Origin of the sequence: Mycobacterium sp. (assembly GCF_032159765.1) — a bacterium.
GTDB lineage: Bacteria > Actinomycetota > Actinomycetes > Mycobacteriales > Mycobacteriaceae > Mycobacterium.
Genome location: NZ_JAVHWM010000190.1, coordinates 18,656 through 38,545, shown reverse-complemented (window position 1 = coordinate 38,545; position 19,890 = coordinate 18,656). Strand labels below are relative to the sequence as shown.

The following is a 19,890-nucleotide window of genomic DNA, read 5'->3' as shown; positions in this document are numbered from 1 at the left end:
TGCGGGGCTCGAAGCGCGGAGGTGGCACGGCGGATTACTCGTCTGACGTCGTGACCGTCGCGACGCGGTCAAGCCCGGACACGGAAAGCAGCGTCTTGATCGAACCGGCGGACCTGACGATGAGACTTAGCTTGGTGGTGGCGGCGACGGCGAACAGCGCCCGGACCGTCGCGCTGTCACAGTAGGACACCTGCGAAAGGTCGACGACGATCGCGTCGGCGCCCGTCGCGGCGCCTGTCATCGCGTCCTCGAACTGGTTGACGTTGGCGAGGTCGATGTCGCCGGTCGCGGTGACGACAGGCGCGTTTTCGCCGTTGGCCGCCGATACCCGAAACTGAGCCTCGTTCATCGCTGCCGTCTCCTCTTCGCGCAAGCGCTCATCGCTGCCGTCTCCTCTTCGCGTAAGCTCTCATCGCTAGTTCAATTCCTTACGCATCTCCACCGTGGTGCCGCGCCCGGTTGACGTGATCTCGACCGCGTCCACCAGCGCATTCATCAATGCAATCCCATTGCCCCGACCCAGTTGTGGCGTATCGCTCTGGTGCCAGCGCCCATCGTCTGCGATGGAAAGTGCAAGACCGGCCTTGGTCAATTGGGCCGTCACGGTCATCTCGACCTGCTGCGTTCCCTCTTTACTGGCGTGTTCGGCCGCGTTGGCCGCGGCTTCTCCGACCGCCAGAAGTACCTCCTCGGCGGCGTCGTCGTCGACGGCGGCCGACGGAAGCCAGCGTCGAAGGTGGTCACGGATGATCGCCAGGCTCGCAGGCCGGGCAGGTGAGCGCAGTCGCAGCGACGCGGGCGGATGGCGGTAAAGCAGCAGCGCGACGTCGTCGTCGAAGCCCGTGACCGGCTCGAGGTCTGTCATCAGTTGGTCGGCGACGAAGTCGGGATGACAGTGCCGGCACTGGTTGAGCGACGTCGAGGCGCGCTCGATGCCGACGCCCAGCGACTCACCTCGGCGTTCCACCAGGCCGTCGGTGTAGAGCAGTACCGTTGCACCCGGCAGCAGGGTCATTTCCGCCTCCGGCCGCGAGAGCACCGTCTCGGTGGCGGCAATCGGTACAGACTGAGCCCGGTCCAGCAGCTGCGAGCCGGTCCGGTCCACCACGATCGGCGGCGGGTGGCCCGCGCTGCTGTAGCGCACCGTCGAGGTGGGTACGTCGATGACCGCGCAGAACACCGTGGTGCAGCTCGCGGAGGGGATTCGCCGAGCGAAGTTGTCGAGGTCGCTGAGCGCCTGCGCGGGACCCGACGAGCGAATGAGCAGGGCTTGGGCGGCCGACCGGAGCTGCCCCATCAGCGCAGCGGCGGCCACCCCGTGCTCGACGGGATCGCCGACGACGATGCCGATCCTGCCTTGCCCGAGCGAGATCACGTCATACCAATCCCCGCCCATGGCACGGGCCTCGACGGCCGGGGCGTACCGGACGGCGAACCCGTGCGGGAGCAGGGTGGGGCCGAGAATCGCCCGCTGAAAGGCCACGGCCTCGGCGCGGTCGGTGGCGCGGGCGCGCGCCCGGCGCGCGAGCAGGGCACCGATCTGGTCGGCGATCAGATCCAGGTAGGTGAGGAAGTCGTCGTCGACGTCACGGCCAGGTGCCACCGCGACGACCAGCACTGTGGCGGGAACGTCGTCGTCACCGGCGGTCACCGGAAGGATCACCGCCGCCGACTCCGCACCAGCCCACTCACGCGGCGCAGGGTCCAAAATGATTGGCACACCTGTGCTTACGACCTTGCGCAACAGCTCGTCGCCAAGACCGGCACCCGTCGCTGACGGGTCGGCCGTCGACGCGGCCACGTGGACCGTCTGACTGGGATCGAAGGTGTAGAGCACCGCGAATGCGATATCCGTCGAATCGAGCGCTTGCAGAGCGGTGACGCAGACGTCCTCGAAGCTGCTGTCCGCGGACGGCGATAGCTGGCGCAGCGTGCGCAGCGTGCGCAGCCACGGCGACATCTTCGAGGGGCTGCCGAGGCCGGTGCCGGGAGACTGCGTCAACAGCGCCTCCTGTCGCTCCCCGGCCGCGTCCAGGCGCGGGCATCAAATCCGCTTTGTCATTTCATGCGGCCGCTAGCCAAAGACTAGATGAACAGTCAATCCAGACAACCCGTGGCAACCGAAATCGTGGCCCGCATGTTGCTCTCCATCATCCTCACCGCCGCGTCACCGAGTTCCGAATCGATATGCGCGACGGCGTCGGTCGGGATCACGATCGGAAAATGGCGCACGTACGCGTCGAGCGCGGTGTACAGGATGCACTGCTCAGTGACCTGTCCGGTCAGCACCACGCGGCGCACGTTCAGCTGGCCGAGCAGGTATCCCAGCGCGGTGGAGTAGAACGCGCTGTGGCGCACCTTGTCCAGGAACAGACACCCCGCGGGCGGGGTGATCGGCTCTACCAAATCGGGCCGGCGGCCATCGAGTGCCGAGCGCACGAGGTCCTGCTGGTCGGCCGTGAAATCCCCGTAGTTGTCGTTGACGTAGATCACGTCCACGTCGTCGCGGCCGTCTGCCTTCGCGATCAGTTCGGCGAGCGGATCAACGATCCTCTCCACATTTGGAATGAGCCTCTCGGCGTCCGGATGGTCGTAGGCGTTGAGCATGTCGATCACCAACACAGCGGTGTCGCTCATGACGCGCGGGTTACCCATTCAGCCGCCTGTTGATGCGCTGGTGGTTTCGCCGCAGCGGTGGCAGGCGACAATAAAGGGATGGAAGGCGTCAAGGACTTCTACTCGGTGTACCGGCACGGGTTCGCGCGCGTCGCGGCCTGCACGATCACCACCGCCCTGGCTGACCCTGTGGCGAATGCGCAGGCTGTGCTGGCGTTGGCACGCGAATGCCACGACGACGGCGTCGCGCTCGCGGTGTTTCCCGAGTTGACGCTGTCCGGCTATTCGATCGAGGACATCGTGCTGCAGGACGCGCTGCTGGACGCAGTCGAAGCCGCTCTGGGCGAGGTCGTGGCCTCATCTGCCGATCTGTTGCCGGTGCTGGTGGTCGGCGCACCGCTGCGGTACCGGCACCGGGTCTACAACACCGCCGTCGTCGTCCATCGCGGGACCGTCCTGGGGGTGGTGCCGAAGTCGTATCTGCCGACGTATCGGGAGTTCTACGAGCGGCGCCACTTCGCCGGCGGCGACGACGTCCGCGGCACGCTGAGGCTTTCCGGCAGTGAGGTCCCGTTCGGGCCCGACCTGTTGTTCTCGGCATCGGACGTACCCGGGTTCGTGCTGCACGTCGAGATCTGCGAGGACATGTTCGTGCCGGTGCCGCCCAGCGCCGAGGCTGCGCTCGCGGGAGCGACCGTGCTGGCCAATCTGTCGGGCAGCCCGATCACCGTCGCGCGCGCCGAGGACCGGTCGTTGCTCGCGCGCTCGGCGTCGGCACGATGCCTGGCGGCATACGTGTATGCGGCCGCTGGAGAAGGCGAATCCACCACCGACCTTGCCTGGGACGGCCAGACCATGATTTGGGAGAACGGACGGCTGCTGGTCGAAAGCGAGCGGTTTCCCAAGGGGCCGCAGCGTTGCGTCGCCGATGTCGACCTGGAGCTGTTGCGGTCAGAGCGGGCGCGGATGGGCACATTCGACGACAATCGCAGACGCCACAGTGTGGGCGCAGAGTCATTCCGCCGCACCGAGTTTCGTCTCGAACCACCTGACGGTGATCTCGGCTTGCGCCGCGTCGTCGAACGCTTCCCGTTCGTGCCGTCGGACCTGACGCGGCTGGAACAGGACTGCTATGAGGCCTACAGCATCCAGGTGGCCGGCTTGGAACAGCGGTTGCGCGCGCTGAACTACCCCAAGGTCGTCATCGGGGTATCGGGCGGCCTCGACTCGACGCATGCGTTGATCGTCGCGGCCAGGGCGATGGACCGGGAGAGCAGGCCGCGCAGCGACATTCTCGCGTTCACGCTGCCGGGCTTCGCCACCGGTGAGCGGACCAAGAACAACGCGATCCGGCTCGCTCGCGCACTCGGAGTCACGTTCGAGGAGCTGGACATCCGCCCGACGGCGGAGCTGATGCTCTCCGAGATCGGGCATCCGTTCGGCCGGGGCGAGAAGGTCTATGACGTCACGTTCGAAAACGTGCAGGCCGGCCTGCGCACCGACTACTTGTTCCGCATCGCCAATCAGCGCGGCGGGATCGTGCTCGGCACCGGCGATCTCTCGGAGCTGGCGCTCGGGTGGTCCACCTACGGCGTGGGCGACCAGATGTCGCACTACAACGTCAACGCCGGCGTGCCTAAGACGTTGATCCAGCACCTGATTCGGTGGGTGATCGCATCGAAGCAGTTCGACGCGGAAGTCGGTGAGGTGCTGCAATCGGTAGTGGACACCGAGATCACGCCCGAGCTGGTTCCGTCGGGCGAGGAAGAGGAACTGCAGAGCAGCGAAGCGAAGGTCGGGCCCTACTCGCTGCAGGACTTCTCACTCTTCGGCGTGCTGCGCAACGGATTCCGTCCGTCGAAGATCGCGTTCCTGGCCTGGCATGCGTGGAGCGACGCCGAGCGCGGCGACTGGCCGCCCGGCTTTCCTCCCGACAAGCGACCGTCCTACTCGCTGAAGGAGATCCGGCACTGGCTGCAGGTATTCGTCGAGCGGTTCTACTCGTTCAGTCAGTTCAAGCGGTCAGCATTACCGAACGGCCCCAAGGTGTCCCACGGCGGATCGCTCTCACCACGCGGCGATTGGCGGGCGCCGTCGGACATGTCGGCACGGACCTGGCTCGACGAGATCGAGCGCGAGGTGCCCGAGGAATAGTCAGCGCATCAACCCCACATGCGGTACGAAACGCCCTACCGTCGAGGCATATTCGCGATACGTCTGCCCGTGGACTTTCAGCAGATACGGTTCCTCGACAAGCCGCACCTGTAACTCGATCGACACCACCAACAGCACGTAACCCAGGATCGCGACGATATTCGGGGCGACGAGCGTTGTGCCGAGCCAGAATACGAACATCGCGACGTAGATCGGGTTGCGGACCACGCCGAACACCCCGGTACGCACTAACGTCGTCGTCTCGCGAGCATCCACCCCGATCCGCCACGACGTGCCCATGACGAACTGCGCGTAGACCACCGCGCTGATGCCCGCCGCCGCGACCCCGACACCTGTCCAGTGGATCCACGGCGAGCGCACCAGCGGCGCGACGATCTCGGCGAGCTGCAGGACGGGCGCAGCGGCGGTGACCGCCACGCCCAGAATGAATCCGACGCCGCCGAACCAGTCGGCGGAGCCGACCCGGCCGGTGACTCCTTTGAATCCCGTGGATCCCGTGCGTCGCCACTGCCACCACATGCGCCAGCCGATCCCAATGCCTGCGCCGACGAGATACACCACCGCCGCGACGGCCGCTGCGAATCTGTCGGACATATCCGGATGTTATCGACGACGGGGGCTGCGTGGGGGGCTACATATCTCGCAGCACGTCGTCGATGGCTTCGTCCGTCGGCGCGCAGTCACCCGCGCCGGGCACCAGCGTCGCGAGCGCGCCTGCCGCACATGCGCGGCGCAGTGCCTGGTGGGGATCGGCTGACCAGGACGCGGAGAGCACACCAGCGAAGACGTCGCCCGCGCCTGTGGTGTCGACGGGCTCGACTGCCGGTGCGGCGATGGGGGCTTCATTGCCGTCCCTCCGATACAGAGCTCCGCGGGCGCCTCGTGTGATCACGAGATGTGGTACTGGCCAATGCCATTCCTCGGCTTCGGACTGATTGACCACGACAACGTCGGCCAAGTTGGCCAATTCACCTGTTTTCGGCGACGTGTTCGGCGGTGACGCATTGACGATGACGGTCGCCCCCGCCCCGCGCGCGATGCGGGCCGCGGCCACGGCCGTCGGCAACGGAATCTCCAACTGCAGCAACGCCACATCCGATGCACTGATCACGTCACGCATCGCGGCCGAGTCGATCACGAGATGAGCGTTCGCGCCCGGCGCGACGACGATCGTGTTCTCGGCATCGCCGTCCACGACGATCCCAGCGGTGCCGCTGGGACCCGGCACCGAAATCGTGGCGTCTGTGCCGACCCCGTTCGCGCGCAGATGGCTCAGCAGTGCCTCGCCCGCGGCATCGCTGCCGACCGCACCGACGAACTGAACCCGGGCGCCTGCCCGGGCCGCGGCGACTGCCTGGTTGGCGCCCTTGCCGCCCGGCGCCGAAGTGAGCGCGGTCGCCAGCACGGTCTGGCCGGGCTGGGGCAGGGCGTCCACGGTGAAGGTCATGTCGGAGTTGACGCTGCCGATCACGCACACGCGTGTCACGCGGTCACATTAGCCCGCCCCGATCCCCCAACCGGGCGGTTGGGCCGATACCCTGGACCAATGAGCGTGCAGGCAGCGACACAGCCCGACCTGCGTCAAGAGGTCCACGACGCCGCCCGGCGTGCCCGGGTCGCCTCGCGGGTGCTCGCAACCCTTTCCGCGGCCGACAAAGACCGCGCATTGCACGCTGCCGCCGACGCGTTGCTCAGCCACGTCCATGTGATTCTGGCCGCCAATGCCGAGGATCTGCAGGCGGCCCAGGAAGCGGGGATCAGCGAGGCGCTGCTCGACCGGCTGGCGCTCAACCCGCAGCGCGTCGACGGCATCGCGGCCGGGCTGCGGCAGGTGGCCGGTCTGCCCGACCCGGTCGGTGAGGTGCTGCGCGGCCGAACCCTGCCCAACGGACTGCAGATTCGCCAGCAGCGCGTGCCGTTCGGGGTGGTCGGCATCGTCTACGAAAGCAGGCCCAACGTCACCGTCGACGCGTTCGGCCTCACGCTCAAGTCCGGCAACGCCGTGCTGCTGCGTGGCAGCTCGTCGGCTGCGCGGTCGAACGAGGCCCTGGTGAACGTCCTGCGTGCGGCTTTGGTCATGGAGAACCTGCCCGCCGACGCGGTGCAGCTTCTGTGCAGCGAGGATCGGTCGACGGTCACCCATCTGATCCAGGCCCGCGGCTTGGTCGACGTGGTGATCCCGCGTGGCGGAGCCGGTCTCATCGAAGCGGTGGTGCGCGACGCGCAGGTGCCGACCATCGAAACCGGCGTCGGGAACTGTCACGTCTACGTTCACGAAGCAGCTGACCTCGACGCCGCCGAGCGAATTCTGTTGAACGCCAAGACCCGTCGGCCTAGTGTCTGCAACGCAGCAGAGACGCTGTTGGTGGACGCCGCGATCGCGGATCGGGCCTTGCCTCGTCTGACCGACGCGCTGCAGGCGGCGGGGGTCAGCGTCCACGACACCGGCGCCGAGGACGATTTGCGCCGCGAGTACCTGTCGATGGACATCGCCGTTGCGGTGGTGGACGGTCTTGGCGCTGCGATCAGCCACATCAACGAGTACGGTACGGGGCACACCGAGGCGATTGTCACCACAGACCTGGCTGCGGCACAGCGGTTTACCGAGGAGGTCGACGCTGCCGCGGTGATGGTGAACGCATCGACCGCGTTCACCGACGGCGAGCAGTTCGGTTTCGGCGCCGAGATCGGTATCTCGACGCAGAAGTTGCACGCGCGCGGGCCGATGGGCCTGCCTGAATTGACATCGACCAAGTGGATCGTGTGGGGCAACGGCCAGACCCGCCCGGTCTGATTCGAGGAGAATGAATGAGCGTCCCTGCGCGGCCCGTGCCGATGTTCGCCGACATCGACGACGTTGCGCGTCGTCTCGCCGAGACCGGGTATCTTCCTGACACCGCCACGGCGACAGCGGTTTTCCTCGCCGATCGGCTGGGCAAACCCCTGCTCGTCGAGGGGCCTGCCGGTGTCGGCAAGACCGAACTCGCCCGGGCCATCTCCCAGGCCACCGGCTCGGGACTGGTGCGGCTGCAGTGCTACGAAGGCGTCGACGAGTCGCGCGCGCTGTACGAGTGGAACCACGCCAAGCAGATCCTGCGCATCCAAGCCGGCTCGGGCGACTGGGAATCGACCAAAGACGACGTGTTCTCCGAGGAGTTCCTGCTGACGCGTCCGCTGCTGACGGCGATCAGGCGCAAAGACCCGACCGTGCTGCTCATCGACGAGACGGACAAGGCCGACATCGAGATCGAAGGCCTGCTGCTCGAGGTGCTCAGCGACTTCGCCGTCACCGTACCGGAATTGGGCACCATCACGGCCGAGCGGGCACCGCTGGTGGTACTGACGTCCAATGCCACGCGCGAACTCTCCGAAGCGCTCAAGCGGCGCTGCCTGTTCTTGCACATCGACTTTCCCGACGCCGACCTCGAACGCCGGATTCTTTTGTCCCGGGTGCCGGAGCTGCCTGAACACCTGGCCGAGGAACTGGTCCGCATCGTCGGAGTGCTTCGGGGCATGCAGCTGAAGAAGCTGCCGTCGGTGGCCGAGACGATCGACTGGGGCCGAACGATATTGGCGCTCGGGCTCGACACCATCGAGGACGCGACGATCGCGTCGACACTGGGCGTCGTGCTCAAGCACCAATCGGACGTCACACGCGCGGCGGGGGAGCTGAGGTTGAACTGATGGCCGCCCGTCGAGTCCGCCCCCCGCAGCCGCTAGCGCCGCACGGCATTCCCGGCCACCTCGTCGGCTTCGTGGAAGCGCTTCGCGCCCAGGGCATTTCGGTGGGGCCGTCCGAGACGGTCGACGCGGGCAGGGTGGTAAGTGTCCTGGGACTGGGTGATCGGGAGGTGTTGCGCGAAGGACTGGCCTGCGCGGTTTTGCGCCGGCCCGATCATCGCGACACCTACGATGCGCTGTTCGACCTGTGGTTCCCTGCCGCGCTGGGCATGCGCGCGATCGAGCTGATCGACGACGATGATCCCGGTCTGCCCGACGACATCGAGGCGCTGAGATCTCAGCTGCTCGAACTCCTCGGCGATGACACCGACGCGGGCGAGCGCGACGAGGCACTCGAGGCGATGGTCGCGCGCATCGTCGAGGCGTACGGCCGGTACAACTCGAGCCGCGGCCCGTCGTACTCGTCGTATCAGGCGCTCAAGACGATGGCCCTCGACCAGCTGGAGGCACGGCTGCTTGCCGGGTTGCTGGCCCCCTACGGTGAAGAGCCCACCCCGACGCAGGAGCAGATCGCTAAAGCCATTGCGACACAACGCATCGCCCAGCTCCGGAAAATGGTCGAGGCGGAGACCAAGCGGCGCACGGCCGAACAGCTGGGTCGCGAGCACGTGACCATGTACGGCATCCCGCAGCTGTCGGAGAACGTCGAATTCCTGCGCGCGTCAGGCGAGCAGCTCAAGCAGATGCGACGGGTGGTCGCCCCGCTGGCAAGGACGCTTGCCACCAGGCTGGCGGCCAGGCGCCGTCGGTCCCGCGCCGGTGAGATCGATCTGCGCAAGACGCTGCGCAAGTCGATGAGCACCGGCGGCGTGCCGATCGATGTGGTGTTGCGCAAACCGCGGCCCGCGCGTCCGGAACTTGTTGTGCTCTGCGATGTGTCGGGTTCGGTGGCGGGCTTCAGCCATTTCACGCTGTTGCTCGTGCACGCCTTGCGCCAGCAGTTCTCCCGGGTGCGCGTGTTCGCGTTCATCGACACCACCGACGAGGTCACTCACCTGTTCGGCCCCGAGGCCGACCTCGCGCTGGCGATTCAGCAGATCACCCGCGAGTCCGGCGTGTACACCCGAGACGGGCACAGCGACTACGGACACGCGTTCGCGTCGTTCATGGACAAGTTCCCGACGGTGCTTTCCCCGCGCAGCGCTCTGTTGGTCCTCGGCGACGGGCGCAACAACTACCGAAACCCCGAGACCGACTTGCTGCATCGGATGGTCTGCGAGAGCAGGCACGCGCATTGGCTGAACCCCGAACCGAAGCACCTGTGGGGCAGCGGCGACTCGGCGGTGCCGCGGTATCAGGACGTGATCACCATGCACGAGTGCCGAAGCGCAAAGCAGCTGGCCGCGGTAATCGACGGCCTGTTGCCCGTCTGAGCTGGCGTTCGCGCTGCAAGTAAGGTTGCCAACCATGGCGTCAGGCGGAAGACGGCTCGGTGTGATGGGTGGGACGTTCGACCCCATCCACAACGGCCACCTCGTCGCCGCCAGCGAGGTTGCCGATCGGTTTGACCTCGACGAGGTGATATTCGTCCCCACGGGGGAGCCGTGGCAGAAGGCGGGCCGCCATGTCACCGCGGCGGAGGACCGCTACCTGATGACGGTCATCGCGACGGCCAGCAACCCCCGATTCTCGGTGAGCCGCGTCGACATCGACCGCGGTGGCCGTACCTACACCACCGACACGCTGCGCGATCTGCGCGCCATCTACCCCGACGCCGAGCTGTATTTCATCACTGGGGCGGACGCGTTGGCCTCGATCCTGTCCTGGCAGGACGTCGAGGAATTGTTCTCGCTTGCGCGTTTCGTCGGCGTGAGCAGGCCCGGTTACGTGCTCGACGGGGGCCACATCTCGGCACGATTCGAGTCGCTGCCCTCCGACGCGCTGACCCTGATGGAGGTGCCGGCGCTGGCGATCTCGTCGACCGACTGCCGTATCCGGGCCAGCCAGAGCAGGACGATTTGGTATCTGGTGCCCGACGGCGTCGTGCAGTACGTGGCCAAGCGGAACCTGTACAGCGCGCCGGGCGGAACCGCGACGAACAGCCTCGCCGCGACCGCGAAGGACGGCTCGTGACGGCCTCGGATGAAGCCATCGCGATGGCCACCGTCGCCGCAAGGGCGGCCGCCGGAAAGCTTGCCGAGAACGTCGTCGTTCTCGATGTCTCGGAGCAGCTGGTCATCACCGATCTGTTCGTGATCGCCTCGGCCTCCAACGAGCGCCAGGTCAATGCGATCGTCGACGACGTCGAGGAGAAGATGCGGCTCGCCGGATACAAGCCGGCCCGCCGCGAAGGCGCGCGCGAAGGCCGCTGGACGTTGCTCGACTACGTCGACATCGTGGTGCACATCCAGCACTCCGACGAGCGCGACTTCTATGCGCTCGACCGGTTGTGGCGGGACTGCCCGGAGGTGGCCATTGATCTCGAGCCTGCATCATGATGATCCGGCGCCTGGTGATGGTGCGGCACGGTCAGACGGAGTTCAATGCCGGCAACCGGATGCAGGGACAGCTGGACACCGCGCTGTCCGAGCTCGGGCGGCAACAGGCGGTTGCGGTCGCCGAGGTGCTCAGCAAGCGCGATCCGCTGGTGATCGTGTCCTCGGACCTGCGTCGTGCCTATGACACTGCCGCGGTGCTCGGCGAGCTCACCGGCACCGCGGTCAACGTCGACGAACGGCTACGCGAGACCCACCTGGGCGACTGGCAGGGTTTGACCCATACCGAGGTCGACGCGGGGGCGCCGGGCGCGCGTATCACGTGGCGCAACGATGCGACGTGGGCGCCACCCGGTGGCGAAAGTCGCGTCGACGTTGCACGGCGCAGCGTGCCCGTTGTCTCCGAACTTCTTGACTCCCAGCCGAATTGGGGTGGCGACGAAGCCGACCGCCCTGTGGTGCTGGTGGCTCACGGCGGGTTGATTGCCGCGCTCACTGCTGCGCTTCTGCGGCTGCCCGTCGCCAACTGGCCGGTGCTTGGCGGGCTGGGGAACGCAAGCTGGGTTCAGCTGTCCGGGCACTCTGGGGCGAGCGAAGCGACGGGAGAAACTTCGGCCGATGACGCCGCTCCGGACGACATTCTGTGGCGGCTCGACGTATGGAACGCCTCCGCGCAGGTGGCAGGCGATGTCCTCTGACGCAGGCACAGACCGGCCAGTGCTGTTGATCTTCGCGGATTCGCTGTCCTATTACGGTCCTAGCGGAGGCCTTCCCGCCGACGATCCCCGAATCTGGCCGAATATCGTTGGTGCACAGATTGGTTGGGATGTCGAGCTGATTGGCCGGATCGGCTGGACGTGCCGGGACGTGTGGTGGGCGGCAACGCAGGATCCACGCGCGTGGGCGGCGCTCCCGCGCGCAGGCGCGGTGATCTTTGCGACCAGTGGCATGGACTCGTTGCCGTCACCGCTGCCGACCGCGCTGCGGGAGTCGATCCGGTATGTGCGCCCGTCCTGGCTCAGGCGGTGGGTACGCGACGGATACGGCTGGGTTCAGCCACGCCTGTCGCCGATCGCACGGCCGGCGCTGCCGCCCCGGGTGTCTGTCGAGTACCTGGAAATGACCAGGAACGCAATCGATTTCAACCGTCCCGGGATCCCGATTGTGGCGTCACTGCCGTCGGTGCACATCGCCGAGGCGTACGGTCGCGCACATCACGGCCGGGAGGGCACCGTGGCCGCGATTGCCGAATGGGCTGACCTGCATGATGTTCCGCTCGTCGATCTCAAGGCCGCGGTCGGTGAGCACGTCATGGCGGGGCGGGGCAATCCCGATGGCATTCATTGGAACTTCGAGGCGCATCAGGCTGTCGCCGAACTGATGCTCAAGGCGTTGGCGCAGGCGGGCGTGACGCCAGAGCATGAGGGCGACTGATCTCCATGCCTGTTGTCGTCGTCACCGACTCGTCGTCGCGGTTGCCCGAAGGCGACCGGGAGAAGTGGCAGATCCGCCAGGTGCCACTGCACATTATGGTGGATGGGCAGGATTTCCGCGACGGCGTCGACACCATCGCCGAGGACGTCGACTCAAACTCGAAAGCCACGACGGCAGGCGCAACGCCGGCAGAGCTCAGTGAGGCCTACCGTCAGGCGCTGGAAGCCAGCGACGGAGACGGCGTGGTGGCGGTGCACATCTCCGCGGCGCTGTCGTCGACGGTCACGTCCGCCGAGCAGGCCGCCCGGCAGTTCAGCGGCGCAGTGCGGGTGGTGAACTCGAAGTCAGCCGCGATGGGCACCGGCTTCGTTGCGCTGGCCGCGGCGCGCCTCGCCGCAGACGGCGCCGAATTGAATGCTGTCGAACAAGAGGCGTTTTCCGCAAGCGACCGAGGGCTCGGCTATGTGGTCGTGCACCGGCTCGAGAACTTACGCCGCAGCGGTCGGATCGGCAGAGGCGCGTCGTGGCTGAGCAGCGCCTTGGCAATCAAACCGCTGTTGAAGATCGACCCGGACGGCCGGCTGGTGCTGGAACAACGCGTGCGCACCGCGAGCAAGGCATTGGACGCGATGGTCGAACGTGTGGTGGCCGACGTGGGTGAGAAGAGGGCCGTCATCGCCGTGCACCACATCCGAAATCTCGGCGCCGCCAACGTCGTTGCCAACGACCTCGTCGCGCGCCTGGATCACGTCGAGGCGCCGACGGTGACCGATATGGGGCCCGTGCTCGGCGTGCACATCGGCGCCGGTGCGGTGGCGGTGTGTGTTGATATAACAGACTGATCAGATGTTCGGCCGGCCCGTGATTGGCGGGAGGTCGGCTAACGTGACGATTCCCGGCTGGGCCGCAACGACTTTCGGGATCGCGTTGAGAACCGGCATTGCGGTGTAGATCATCCCGAGGCCCATGAACCCCGGCTCTTTCCACCCTTTGGGTGGCAGGCAATGCAACACCGTGCGCATGTTCGGAACGCCGTAGACCTGTACGACGTGCCCGTGCTCGAGGGGCTTCGGCGGCTCGACGTGAGAGCCCATGATCCAGTTGAACCCGACGTTGACGATGTTCTTTTCGCCAACCCAGCCGCGGTGATAGCCGAACACGCCAGCGACGCTGCCCCGCGGTATCTGCATGAAGCCGAGGTCGGAGTCGCCGGTAGCGGGCGTGAACGTGACGTCGAACGTCAGCCTGTCGAGCGTGGCCCCCATCGCGTCGGCCATCATCGCCGCCGACTCGGCGAAGACTTCGCTCTCGCGGCGCACGCTCTCGGCAAGCCCCGGTGTGTCGGGTGGCTGCGAGAATCCCATTGCCTTCTGGGTTTCCGCGGACTCGTAGGTCGAGCAGTCGACGGATTCGGTGATTCTGATCTCGTCGACGCGTTCACATGAGCCAGAGAGGACCATGCCGACGAGGTTGCTCATCCCGGGATGCGCGCCGCTGCCGAAGATCGTGGATTTGCCTTGCTCGCAGGCAGTTTCAATACGCACCCGGTCTTGGTATGTCTGCTTCCCGCCGGTGATCCAGGCTGCGCTGGAGCACACGTTGATGCCGGATTCGAGCAGCCGCACCAGCTCGTCGATGTCGGGCCAGAGCGGGTTGTAACAGCAGGCATCGGGTTTGAGTGCGACGAGCTCGTCGATGTCGCTGGTGGCCGTGACGCCCGTCGGCTCGGGCCACCCGCACAGCTCAGCGGCATCCTTGCCGACCTTGTCCGCCCCGTGCGCGTAGACCCCGACCAGCTCCATGTCGGGGCGCTCGATGATCGCGTGCAACGAGCGGCGGCCGATGTTTCCGGTGGTCCATTGGATGACGCGGAGAGCGCGGTCCGGGGGTGAGGTCGTCATAGCTGTCGAGTATCGCCGCACTCTCACCGGGGCTAGCCAGGTGGTGGTGGATCGAGCATCTGCACCTGGTTGCCGTCCCAGTGGTATCTCACCCGAGTCAGGATGCCGTCGCCACAGGCGCTGCAACTTTGGCCGGATCGATAGGCCAGCACGACGGTGTCGTTCGTCGAGGCGGCGGAATCCACGCTGGTAAACGAGTAAGCCCGTGACGTGCCCGTGCCGAGCCAGGTGCCTCGGTGAAACATCAACGCCTGCATGGGCGAACTGGCGGTTCCGCCGTCGACCATGATGAGGATCGTCGACAGATCGGCGCAGGGGTCGTAGTTGTCGCCCTGCGAATTGGGGCCCCACGCGCGACCCGTCACCGGCTCGGGCGGGTAGCGAGTCAACGCGTCGCGCAGGGCGGTGTCCTTGTCTGGCCCGCAACTCGGCTGCGTCGGTGACGCGGAAGCTTGGTTGGTCGTCGGGGACGGCGGCGACTGGCTCGGTGTGGATGGGCCTGACGTCTTGGCACCGTCGCAGCCTGCCAGCAGCAGGACGCCGGCAAGAAGCGACCCGATCAGACCGACGAGTGCTCGGGGCAACTGCATGCGGTGGATCCTTTCGCGGGGCTGGTGTGAATTAAAGCGTGCGGTCGGGGCCTTGGGGGAATCTTGCGGCCGGCAAGACCGTGATTGTCCACAAGTTCGACTTCATCCCCAGCCTGTGTGCTCATGCGGCTCGGCAACACATTTCCGTCGCCACGGCTTCCTACCGTGTCGGCTATGGGAACCGAACTGGCCGCAGAACGGCTCACCCGGCGCTTGGGCGCAGCGGCTGATCCGGGCGATTCGGACAGCGGGGCCGACGAGGCCGCCAACCCCGACACTCGGCTGTCGCGGTGGCTGCCCGCTGCGTCGCCCGATGACGGTCCGGGCTGGATCGCGGCCATCAGGGCAGATCCGGGCCGGGCTGGTCTGTTTGCGCTGGGCGTGGTGGCCGTGGTCGCGGTGCTGGTCACCGTCTTCGCGATCATGCGCGACAGGCCGCCACCGATCACCTCATCGAAACTGCCGCCGGTGCAGATGGTTTCGTCGGCGAAGCCCACTCCGAGCGGGTCGCCGGCGCCCGAGCAGCCGGTAGTTGTGAGTGTTGTCGGGTTGGTGCACAAGCCGGGCTTGGTGACCTTGCAGCCCGGCGCACGCATCGCCGATGCGGTCGGTGCCGCGGGCGGTGCACTCGACGGCGCCGACCTGCTCGGGCTCAACATGGCGCAGCGGCTGACCGACGGCACGCAGATCGTGGTCGGAATCGCGCCCGCGCCGGGTCAGCCGACCCGGCTGGGCAGCAGCGTGGCGCCGTCCACCGGCGGGTCCGCCTCGTCGTCGTCGCCGTCGGCCAAGCCAACGGCCTCGTCGACGGGGCCGATCGATCTGAACACCGCGACCGTCGAACAACTCGACGCGCTGCCCGGCGTCGGGCCGGTCACCGCGGCCGCCATCGTGGCGTGGCGCGATGCGAACGGGAAATTCACAAATGTCGACCAGTTGGGCGACGTCGACGGCATCGGGCCGGCTCGCTTGGACAAGCTGCGCAGCCTGGTTCGGGTGTGAGACGGATGGATGTGCGTGGACGCGGCCGGCTCGACGCCCGACCGCGTCGACATGCGCTTGGTCCCTGCGGCATTGACGTGCTGGGCGGTGACGGCCATGGCCATCGTCTGGCGGGCCGGTGCACTCGTCGCCGGGGTATGTGTGCTGGTCGGCGTCTGCGCCATTGCCGTGCGGTCGCGCGCGCGCCGCCGCGACGAACCGTTGCGCGCCACGGTCTGCGCCGTTGTGCTCGGCGCTGCGGTGGTCGGCGCGGGATTCGCGTGGGCGACGGCGGTCAGGGTCGACGCACTCGAGCGTCATCCCGTCACAGGGCTCTACGGCCGTTCGGCGGTTGTCACCGTCGCCGCGGATGAGCAACCGCGGTTGTTGCGCGACGGCCGGCGGGTGATCTTCCGCGCGGGGCTGAGGCGGATCGGGGCCGACGAAATATCCGGTCGTGTCACGGTATTCGCGCCAGCGGCCGGCTATGCGGAATTGATCACAGGCCAGCCGGTCAGCTTCCGCGCGGTCATCGCACGCCCGACACGCCGCGATCTGTCGGTCGCGACGCTGACGGCAACCGGGACGCCGACGTCGGGGGACGCGTCCGCCGTACAGCGTGCTGCGCAGTCGGTGCGGCGAAGCTTCGCCGATGCCGCCCGAGCACAGCTGCCGCCCGATCAAGCAGCGGCATTGCCCGCACTGGTGCTGGGCGACACGTCGACACTGACACCGCAAACCGTCGCCGAGTTCCGTGCGGCCGGGTTGTCGCACCTGACCGCGGTGTCGGGCGCCAACGTGACAATCGTATGCGGCGCGGTGCTTCTCAGCGCGCGCCTCGTCGGCCCGCGCGCGGCTGTATTGCTGGCGGCGCTGGCGCTCGTCAGCTTCGCGGTCGTCGTGCAGCCGTCGGCGAGTGTGTTGCGAGCGGCAGTCATGGGCGCGATCGCCCTGCTCGGCGTCGTCACGCATCGGCGTCGGCACGCGATGCCCGCACTCGCGGCCACCGTGATCGTGCTGATGATCGTTGCGCCGGAGATGGCCGTCGATCTGGGGTTTGCGCTGTCGGTGTCGGCAACCGCCGCGCTGATCGTCATCGCGCCGGCATGGTCGCGTCGGCTCGTCGCGGCGGGCTGGCCGAAGCCGCTCGCAGACGTCCTGTGCGTCGCAACCGCGGCGCAGTTGGTGACCGCCCCTCTGATCGCCGCCATCAGCGGTCAGTTCAGCGTCGTGTCGATCGCGGCCAATGTCGCTGCGACAGTGGTGATCCCACCGATTACCGTCGTCGGCACCGTGGCTGCCGCCCTGGCTCCGGTGTGGCCGGGCGGCGCGCACCTCTTGGTCCGCTTCACCGGGCCCGAACTGTGGTGGCTGCTCGGGGTCGCGCACTGGACTGGCGGCATTGCAGGTGCCACGGTGACAGTGCCCTCACGGCTATTGGGCTTCCTGGTCGTCGCCGCCTGCGGGATCGGGTCGGTTCTCCTGTGGAGCCGACTGCGGAGCAGACGCTGGGCACGCCTGACGTTCGCCTGCGCGCTGTTGGCCGCGACGGCGTGGGTGGTGGTGTCGGTCGGGCATGGCACGATCGTCGGGTGAGCTCGCGACCGGGATTGCATCTGGTGCTCGGTGACGAAGAACTGCTCGTCGAGCGCGCTGTTTCCGCCGTGCTCAAAGACGCCCGCGCGGCGGCAGGAACCGACGACGTCCCGGTGGACAAGCTGCGCGCGGGCGAAGTGACCACCAGCGAGCTCGTCGAATTGCTCAGCCCCTCGCTGTTCGCCGACGAACGGGTCGTTGTGCTGGAAGCGGCGGCCGAGGCCGGCAAGGATGCAGCCGCGCTGATCGCCTCCGCGGCGGCCGATCTGCCTGCGGGCACTGTCCTGATCGTCGTTCACTCGGGTGGCGGGCGGGCGAAAGCGCTGGCCGACGCGATTCGCAAACTCGGCGCCCAGGTCCATCAGTGCGCCCGGATCACGAAGGCCGCCGAGCGAGCTGATTTCGTCCGCGCGGAGTTCCGGTCACACGGCCTCGACGTCGACGACGACGTCGTCACCGCGTTCGTCGACGCCGTCGGTAACGATCTGCGTGAGCTCGCAGCCGCCTGCTCGCAGTTGGTGGCCGACACGGGCGGCCGGGTGGACGTCGCCGCGGTTCGCCGCTATCACAGCGGCAAGGCCGACGTCACGGGGTTCGAAATCGCCGACAAGGCCGTCGTCGGCGACGTCGCAGGATCAGTTGAGGCGCTGCGGTGGGCGATGCTGCAGGGCGTTCCGCACGTGCTGGTCGCCGACGCGCTGGCCGAGGCCGTGCACACCATTGCCCGGGTGGGAGCGCTGTCGGGCGACCCCTACCGGCTGGCCGGCGAACTCGGTATGCCGCCGTGGCGGGTGCAGAAGGCGCAACGCCAAGCGCGCAAGTGGTCCACGGAGTCGGTCGCGACGGCGATGCGTCTAGTCGCCGCACTCAACGCAGATGTCAAGGGTGCAGCAGCCGACGCCGACTATGTATTGGAAGCCACCACGCGACGGGTCGCGGAGCTGGTGGCCAAACGTTCTGGGCGCTGAAATCAGAGCTTGTTGAGAGCCAGCGCGAGCGCCGACTTCCGATTGGCCGCCTGATTCTTGTGGATGACGCCCTTGCTCGCGGCCTTGTCCAACTTGCGGCCGGCTGATTTCGCCAGGTCGGACGCCTTGTCCTTGTCCCCGGCCTCTGCGGCCTCACGGAACGCGCGGATCGCCGTGTGAAGCGACGACTTCACCGACTTGTTGCGCAGTCTGCGGCGCTCGTTGGTGCGATTGCGCTTCTCCTGCGACTTGATGTTGGCCACGCGTGAGTTCCTTCGTATTTCTGAACGGAGTTAATCGAGGACCGCCGGCCGGGCGGCGAGTGTCCAGGCTACCAGCGAGTGGGTAGATAGCCCAAAGCGCGTCGCGCAGGGGGAGTGGGTCAGTTCGAATTTTTCAGGCTGTTCAGGACATTCATCGTGGGCCAGACCGCTTCACTTGACTCCGCGTTAGCAGAGCGGCGATCGCGGCTATCGCCAAAAGCAGCCATGTGACATCGAGCACCGGTACCCACCGAACTTTGCCGTTCTCCACTGCGTAGACACCGACTGGGAATGTCACGCCGCCGAACCCGCTGCCGACACGTTCACAAGCGGGATCTGCAGAGCCGTCTGGTTGCACTTCCACCCCTGTGCCGCCGCCACCAACTGACCATGCCACCGGGATGATGAGACAGCCGTCCTTTTCGATCGGCGAACCAAAGACACGACCCACGGAAAGCGCGTCAGTCGTCTTTGCGAGCAACTCTTTCGGATCGATCACCGCACCACGCTACCCAACGACCAGTCAGCTCAGGGGCGCATCAGCTCGTGGTCCCTTCACGCAGTATCAAACTGACCGACTACCCGCGTAGGGGGAGTGGCTAGGTAGTGCAGGTGACGTCGACCTCGAACGGCTTGCCCGCGTCGCCGGAGGAACTCTTGCTCACGGCAGTGCCGGTGATCTTGTAGAAGTTGTCTTGTTTGGTGACCTCACCCGAGCCTTCATTCTTTGTGGAGTCGAATTCGAAGACACCGCCGTTGGCGGCAGTGTTGCTGATCTGCACCCCTAAAGCTGCGGGCGGTACCGCGCTGCTCAATATCGCCACGACGCCGTGATCGCCCATAGACATCTTGATTCTGTAGCCGCCGGCGAAATTGCTGCACAGAACGTGCTGTACCGCGCCTTGGTCCTGGCCATCGAGCAAGACCCTGTCCCCCACGGCGCCGGCCGTTCCCGGAGCCGGTGACGAGCCTGCGGCCGGCGCGCCGGATTTGTCGCTTGAACACCCCGTCAGCCCCGCGATGGCGATCGCCGCTACGGTCACGCCGGCTATGCATCGCAAATTGTCGCAACACGTAAGCATGAAAGCCTCCCCGCAGGTCAATACCGAGTTCGGCATGCTAATGCCCGAACAGGGGAGCCGACCAGAGCGAACACTGTGAAAATGACGTAGTAGGGGGGATCGGTATGT

The 19,890-nt window shown here is 66.8% G+C and carries 21 protein-coding genes; 12 read left to right on the top strand and 9 right to left on the bottom strand.

Annotated features, from left to right (window positions below; genetic code table 11):
• Positions 1-34: 34 nt before the first annotated feature.
• The 3 genes from QOH60_RS24815 to QOH60_RS24805 all read right to left on the bottom strand — a co-directional run bounded on the left by QOH60_RS24815 (position 35) and on the right by QOH60_RS24805 (position 2,637).
• Positions 35-349: an STAS domain-containing protein gene (locus tag QOH60_RS24815; RefSeq protein ID WP_526424539.1), complete on the bottom strand. Its 315-nt coding sequence runs from the start codon at positions 347-349 to the stop codon at positions 35-37.
• A gap of 66 nt (positions 350-415) precedes the next feature.
• A complete protein-coding gene (locus QOH60_RS24810; RefSeq protein ID WP_526424538.1) occupies positions 416-2,002 on the bottom strand; it encodes an ATP-binding SpoIIE family protein phosphatase in 1,587 nt (528 codons plus the stop codon).
• A 95-nt stretch (positions 2,003-2,097) separates the two neighbouring features.
• Entirely contained in the window at positions 2,098-2,637 is a 540-nt protein-coding gene (locus QOH60_RS24805; RefSeq protein WP_526424537.1) for a cysteine hydrolase family protein, read from the bottom strand.
• 78 nt (positions 2,638-2,715) lie between these two features.
• Between QOH60_RS24805 and QOH60_RS24800 the strand changes: the two genes are divergently transcribed.
• On the top strand, positions 2,716-4,770 hold the full coding sequence (locus tag QOH60_RS24800; RefSeq protein WP_526424536.1) for an NAD(+) synthase: 2,055 nt from the start codon (positions 2,716-2,718) through the stop codon (positions 4,768-4,770).
• Here QOH60_RS24800 and QOH60_RS24795 read toward each other — a convergent pair whose 3' ends face one another.
• Positions 4,771-5,385 (bottom strand): methyltransferase family protein, encoded by a 615-nt coding sequence (locus tag QOH60_RS24795; RefSeq protein ID WP_526424535.1) that lies wholly within the window; start codon positions 5,383-5,385, stop codon positions 4,771-4,773.
• 37 nt (positions 5,386-5,422) lie between these two features.
• Complete coding sequence (locus QOH60_RS24790; protein ID WP_526424534.1) at positions 5,423-6,277, bottom strand: ribokinase; 855 nt, start codon at positions 6,275-6,277, stop codon at positions 5,423-5,425.
• Positions 6,278-6,337: 60 nt separating this feature from the next.
• Here QOH60_RS24790 and QOH60_RS24785 point away from each other — a divergent pair, with 60 nt between their 5' ends.
• The 8 genes from QOH60_RS24785 to QOH60_RS24750 are packed head-to-tail and all read left to right on the top strand — an operon-like array spanning position 6,338 to position 13,243.
• Positions 6,338-7,585 carry a glutamate-5-semialdehyde dehydrogenase gene (locus QOH60_RS24785; protein WP_526424533.1) on the top strand — a complete coding sequence of 416 codons (1,248 nt, stop codon included), beginning with the start codon at positions 6,338-6,340 and terminating at the stop codon, positions 7,583-7,585.
• Between the two features lie 14 nt (positions 7,586-7,599).
• Complete coding sequence (locus QOH60_RS24780; protein ID WP_526424532.1) at positions 7,600-8,475, top strand: AAA family ATPase; 876 nt, start codon at positions 7,600-7,602, stop codon at positions 8,473-8,475.
• Positions 8,475-9,905: a vWA domain-containing protein gene (locus QOH60_RS24775; protein ID WP_526424531.1), complete on the top strand. Its 1,431-nt coding sequence runs from the start codon at positions 8,475-8,477 to the stop codon at positions 9,903-9,905. The genes QOH60_RS24780 and QOH60_RS24775 overlap by 1 nt, the downstream gene beginning before the upstream one ends.
• A gap of 34 nt (positions 9,906-9,939) precedes the next feature.
• Positions 9,940-10,605, top strand: coding sequence for a nicotinate-nucleotide adenylyltransferase (gene nadD, locus QOH60_RS24770; RefSeq protein ID WP_526424530.1), 666 nt, complete (start codon positions 9,940-9,942; stop codon positions 10,603-10,605).
• A complete protein-coding gene (gene rsfS, locus QOH60_RS24765) occupies positions 10,602-10,970 on the top strand; it encodes a ribosome silencing factor (protein WP_526424529.1) in 369 nt (122 codons plus the stop codon). The genes nadD and rsfS overlap by 4 nt, the downstream gene beginning before the upstream one ends.
• A complete protein-coding gene (gene gpgP, locus QOH60_RS24760; RefSeq protein ID WP_526424528.1) occupies positions 10,967-11,665 on the top strand; it encodes a glucosyl-3-phosphoglycerate phosphatase in 699 nt (232 codons plus the stop codon). The genes rsfS and gpgP overlap by 4 nt, the downstream gene beginning before the upstream one ends.
• On the top strand, positions 11,655-12,401 hold the full coding sequence (gene octT, locus QOH60_RS24755) for a diglucosylglycerate octanoyltransferase (protein ID WP_526424527.1): 747 nt from the start codon (positions 11,655-11,657) through the stop codon (positions 12,399-12,401). The genes gpgP and octT overlap by 11 nt, the downstream gene beginning before the upstream one ends.
• 5 nt (positions 12,402-12,406) lie before the next feature.
• Positions 12,407-13,243: a DegV family protein gene (locus QOH60_RS24750; RefSeq protein ID WP_526424526.1), complete on the top strand. Its 837-nt coding sequence runs from the start codon at positions 12,407-12,409 to the stop codon at positions 13,241-13,243.
• Here QOH60_RS24750 and QOH60_RS24745 read toward each other — a convergent pair whose 3' ends face one another.
• A complete protein-coding gene (locus tag QOH60_RS24745; RefSeq protein WP_526424525.1) occupies positions 13,244-14,302 on the bottom strand; it encodes an NAD(P)H-dependent amine dehydrogenase family protein in 1,059 nt (352 codons plus the stop codon).
• Positions 14,303-14,334: 32 nt separating this feature from the next.
• A complete protein-coding gene (locus QOH60_RS24740) occupies positions 14,335-14,892 on the bottom strand; it encodes an LppP/LprE family lipoprotein (RefSeq protein WP_526424524.1) in 558 nt (185 codons plus the stop codon).
• Between the two features lie 174 nt (positions 14,893-15,066).
• Here QOH60_RS24740 and QOH60_RS24735 point away from each other — a divergent pair, with 174 nt between their 5' ends.
• Genes QOH60_RS24735 through holA form a run of 3 tightly spaced genes read left to right on the top strand, consistent with a single transcriptional unit; the run spans position 15,067 to position 18,437 of the window.
• Positions 15,067-15,894, top strand: coding sequence for a ComEA family DNA-binding protein (locus QOH60_RS24735; protein WP_526424523.1), 828 nt, complete (start codon positions 15,067-15,069; stop codon positions 15,892-15,894).
• 51 nt (positions 15,895-15,945) lie between these two features.
• Positions 15,946-17,469 (top strand): ComEC/Rec2 family competence protein, encoded by a 1,524-nt coding sequence (locus tag QOH60_RS24730; RefSeq protein WP_526424542.1) that lies wholly within the window; start codon positions 15,946-15,948, stop codon positions 17,467-17,469.
• Entirely contained in the window at positions 17,466-18,437 is a 972-nt protein-coding gene (holA, locus tag QOH60_RS24725) for a DNA polymerase III subunit delta (RefSeq protein ID WP_526424522.1), read from the top strand. The genes QOH60_RS24730 and holA overlap by 4 nt, the downstream gene beginning before the upstream one ends.
• Before the next feature lie 2 nt (positions 18,438-18,439).
• Here the strand turns inward: holA and rpsT are convergent, their stop codons facing one another.
• Positions 18,440-18,700 (bottom strand): 30S ribosomal protein S20, encoded by a 261-nt coding sequence (gene rpsT, locus QOH60_RS24720; protein WP_526424521.1) that lies wholly within the window; start codon positions 18,698-18,700, stop codon positions 18,440-18,442.
• Between the two features lie 599 nt (positions 18,701-19,299).
• Complete coding sequence (locus QOH60_RS24715) at positions 19,300-19,743, bottom strand: lipoprotein LpqH (RefSeq protein ID WP_526424520.1); 444 nt, start codon at positions 19,741-19,743, stop codon at positions 19,300-19,302.
• Positions 19,744-19,890 lie beyond the last annotated feature (147 nt).

Bases quoted from the DNA above. Each gene is read 5' to 3' on its own strand.
- QOH60_RS24815 (WP_526424539.1), bottom strand. From the start codon at position 349: ATGAACGAGGCTCAGTTTCGGGTATCGGCGGCCAACGGCGAAAACGCG.
- QOH60_RS24805 (WP_526424537.1), bottom strand. From the start codon at position 2,637: ATGAGCGACACCGCTGTGTTGGTGATCGACATGCTCAACGCCTACGAC.
- QOH60_RS24800 (WP_526424536.1), top strand. From the start codon at position 2,716: ATGGAAGGCGTCAAGGACTTCTACTCGGTGTACCGGCACGGGTTCGCG.
- QOH60_RS24795 (WP_526424535.1), bottom strand. From the start codon at position 5,385: ATGTCCGACAGATTCGCAGCGGCCGTCGCGGCGGTGGTGTATCTCGTC.
- QOH60_RS24785 (WP_526424533.1), top strand. From the start codon at position 6,338: ATGAGCGTGCAGGCAGCGACACAGCCCGACCTGCGTCAAGAGGTCCAC.
- QOH60_RS24780 (WP_526424532.1), top strand. From the start codon at position 7,600: ATGAGCGTCCCTGCGCGGCCCGTGCCGATGTTCGCCGACATCGACGAC.
- QOH60_RS24775 (WP_526424531.1), top strand. From the start codon at position 8,475: ATGGCCGCCCGTCGAGTCCGCCCCCCGCAGCCGCTAGCGCCGCACGGC.
- nadD (WP_526424530.1), top strand. From the start codon at position 9,940: ATGGCGTCAGGCGGAAGACGGCTCGGTGTGATGGGTGGGACGTTCGAC.
- gpgP (WP_526424528.1), top strand. From the start codon at position 10,967: ATGATGATCCGGCGCCTGGTGATGGTGCGGCACGGTCAGACGGAGTTC.
- octT (WP_526424527.1), top strand. From the start codon at position 11,655: ATGTCCTCTGACGCAGGCACAGACCGGCCAGTGCTGTTGATCTTCGCG.
- QOH60_RS24750 (WP_526424526.1), top strand. From the start codon at position 12,407: ATGCCTGTTGTCGTCGTCACCGACTCGTCGTCGCGGTTGCCCGAAGGC.
- QOH60_RS24745 (WP_526424525.1), bottom strand. From the start codon at position 14,302: ATGACGACCTCACCCCCGGACCGCGCTCTCCGCGTCATCCAATGGACC.
- QOH60_RS24740 (WP_526424524.1), bottom strand. From the start codon at position 14,892: ATGCAGTTGCCCCGAGCACTCGTCGGTCTGATCGGGTCGCTTCTTGCC.
- QOH60_RS24735 (WP_526424523.1), top strand. From the start codon at position 15,067: ATGGGAACCGAACTGGCCGCAGAACGGCTCACCCGGCGCTTGGGCGCA.
- QOH60_RS24730 (WP_526424542.1), top strand. From the start codon at position 15,946: ATGCGCTTGGTCCCTGCGGCATTGACGTGCTGGGCGGTGACGGCCATG.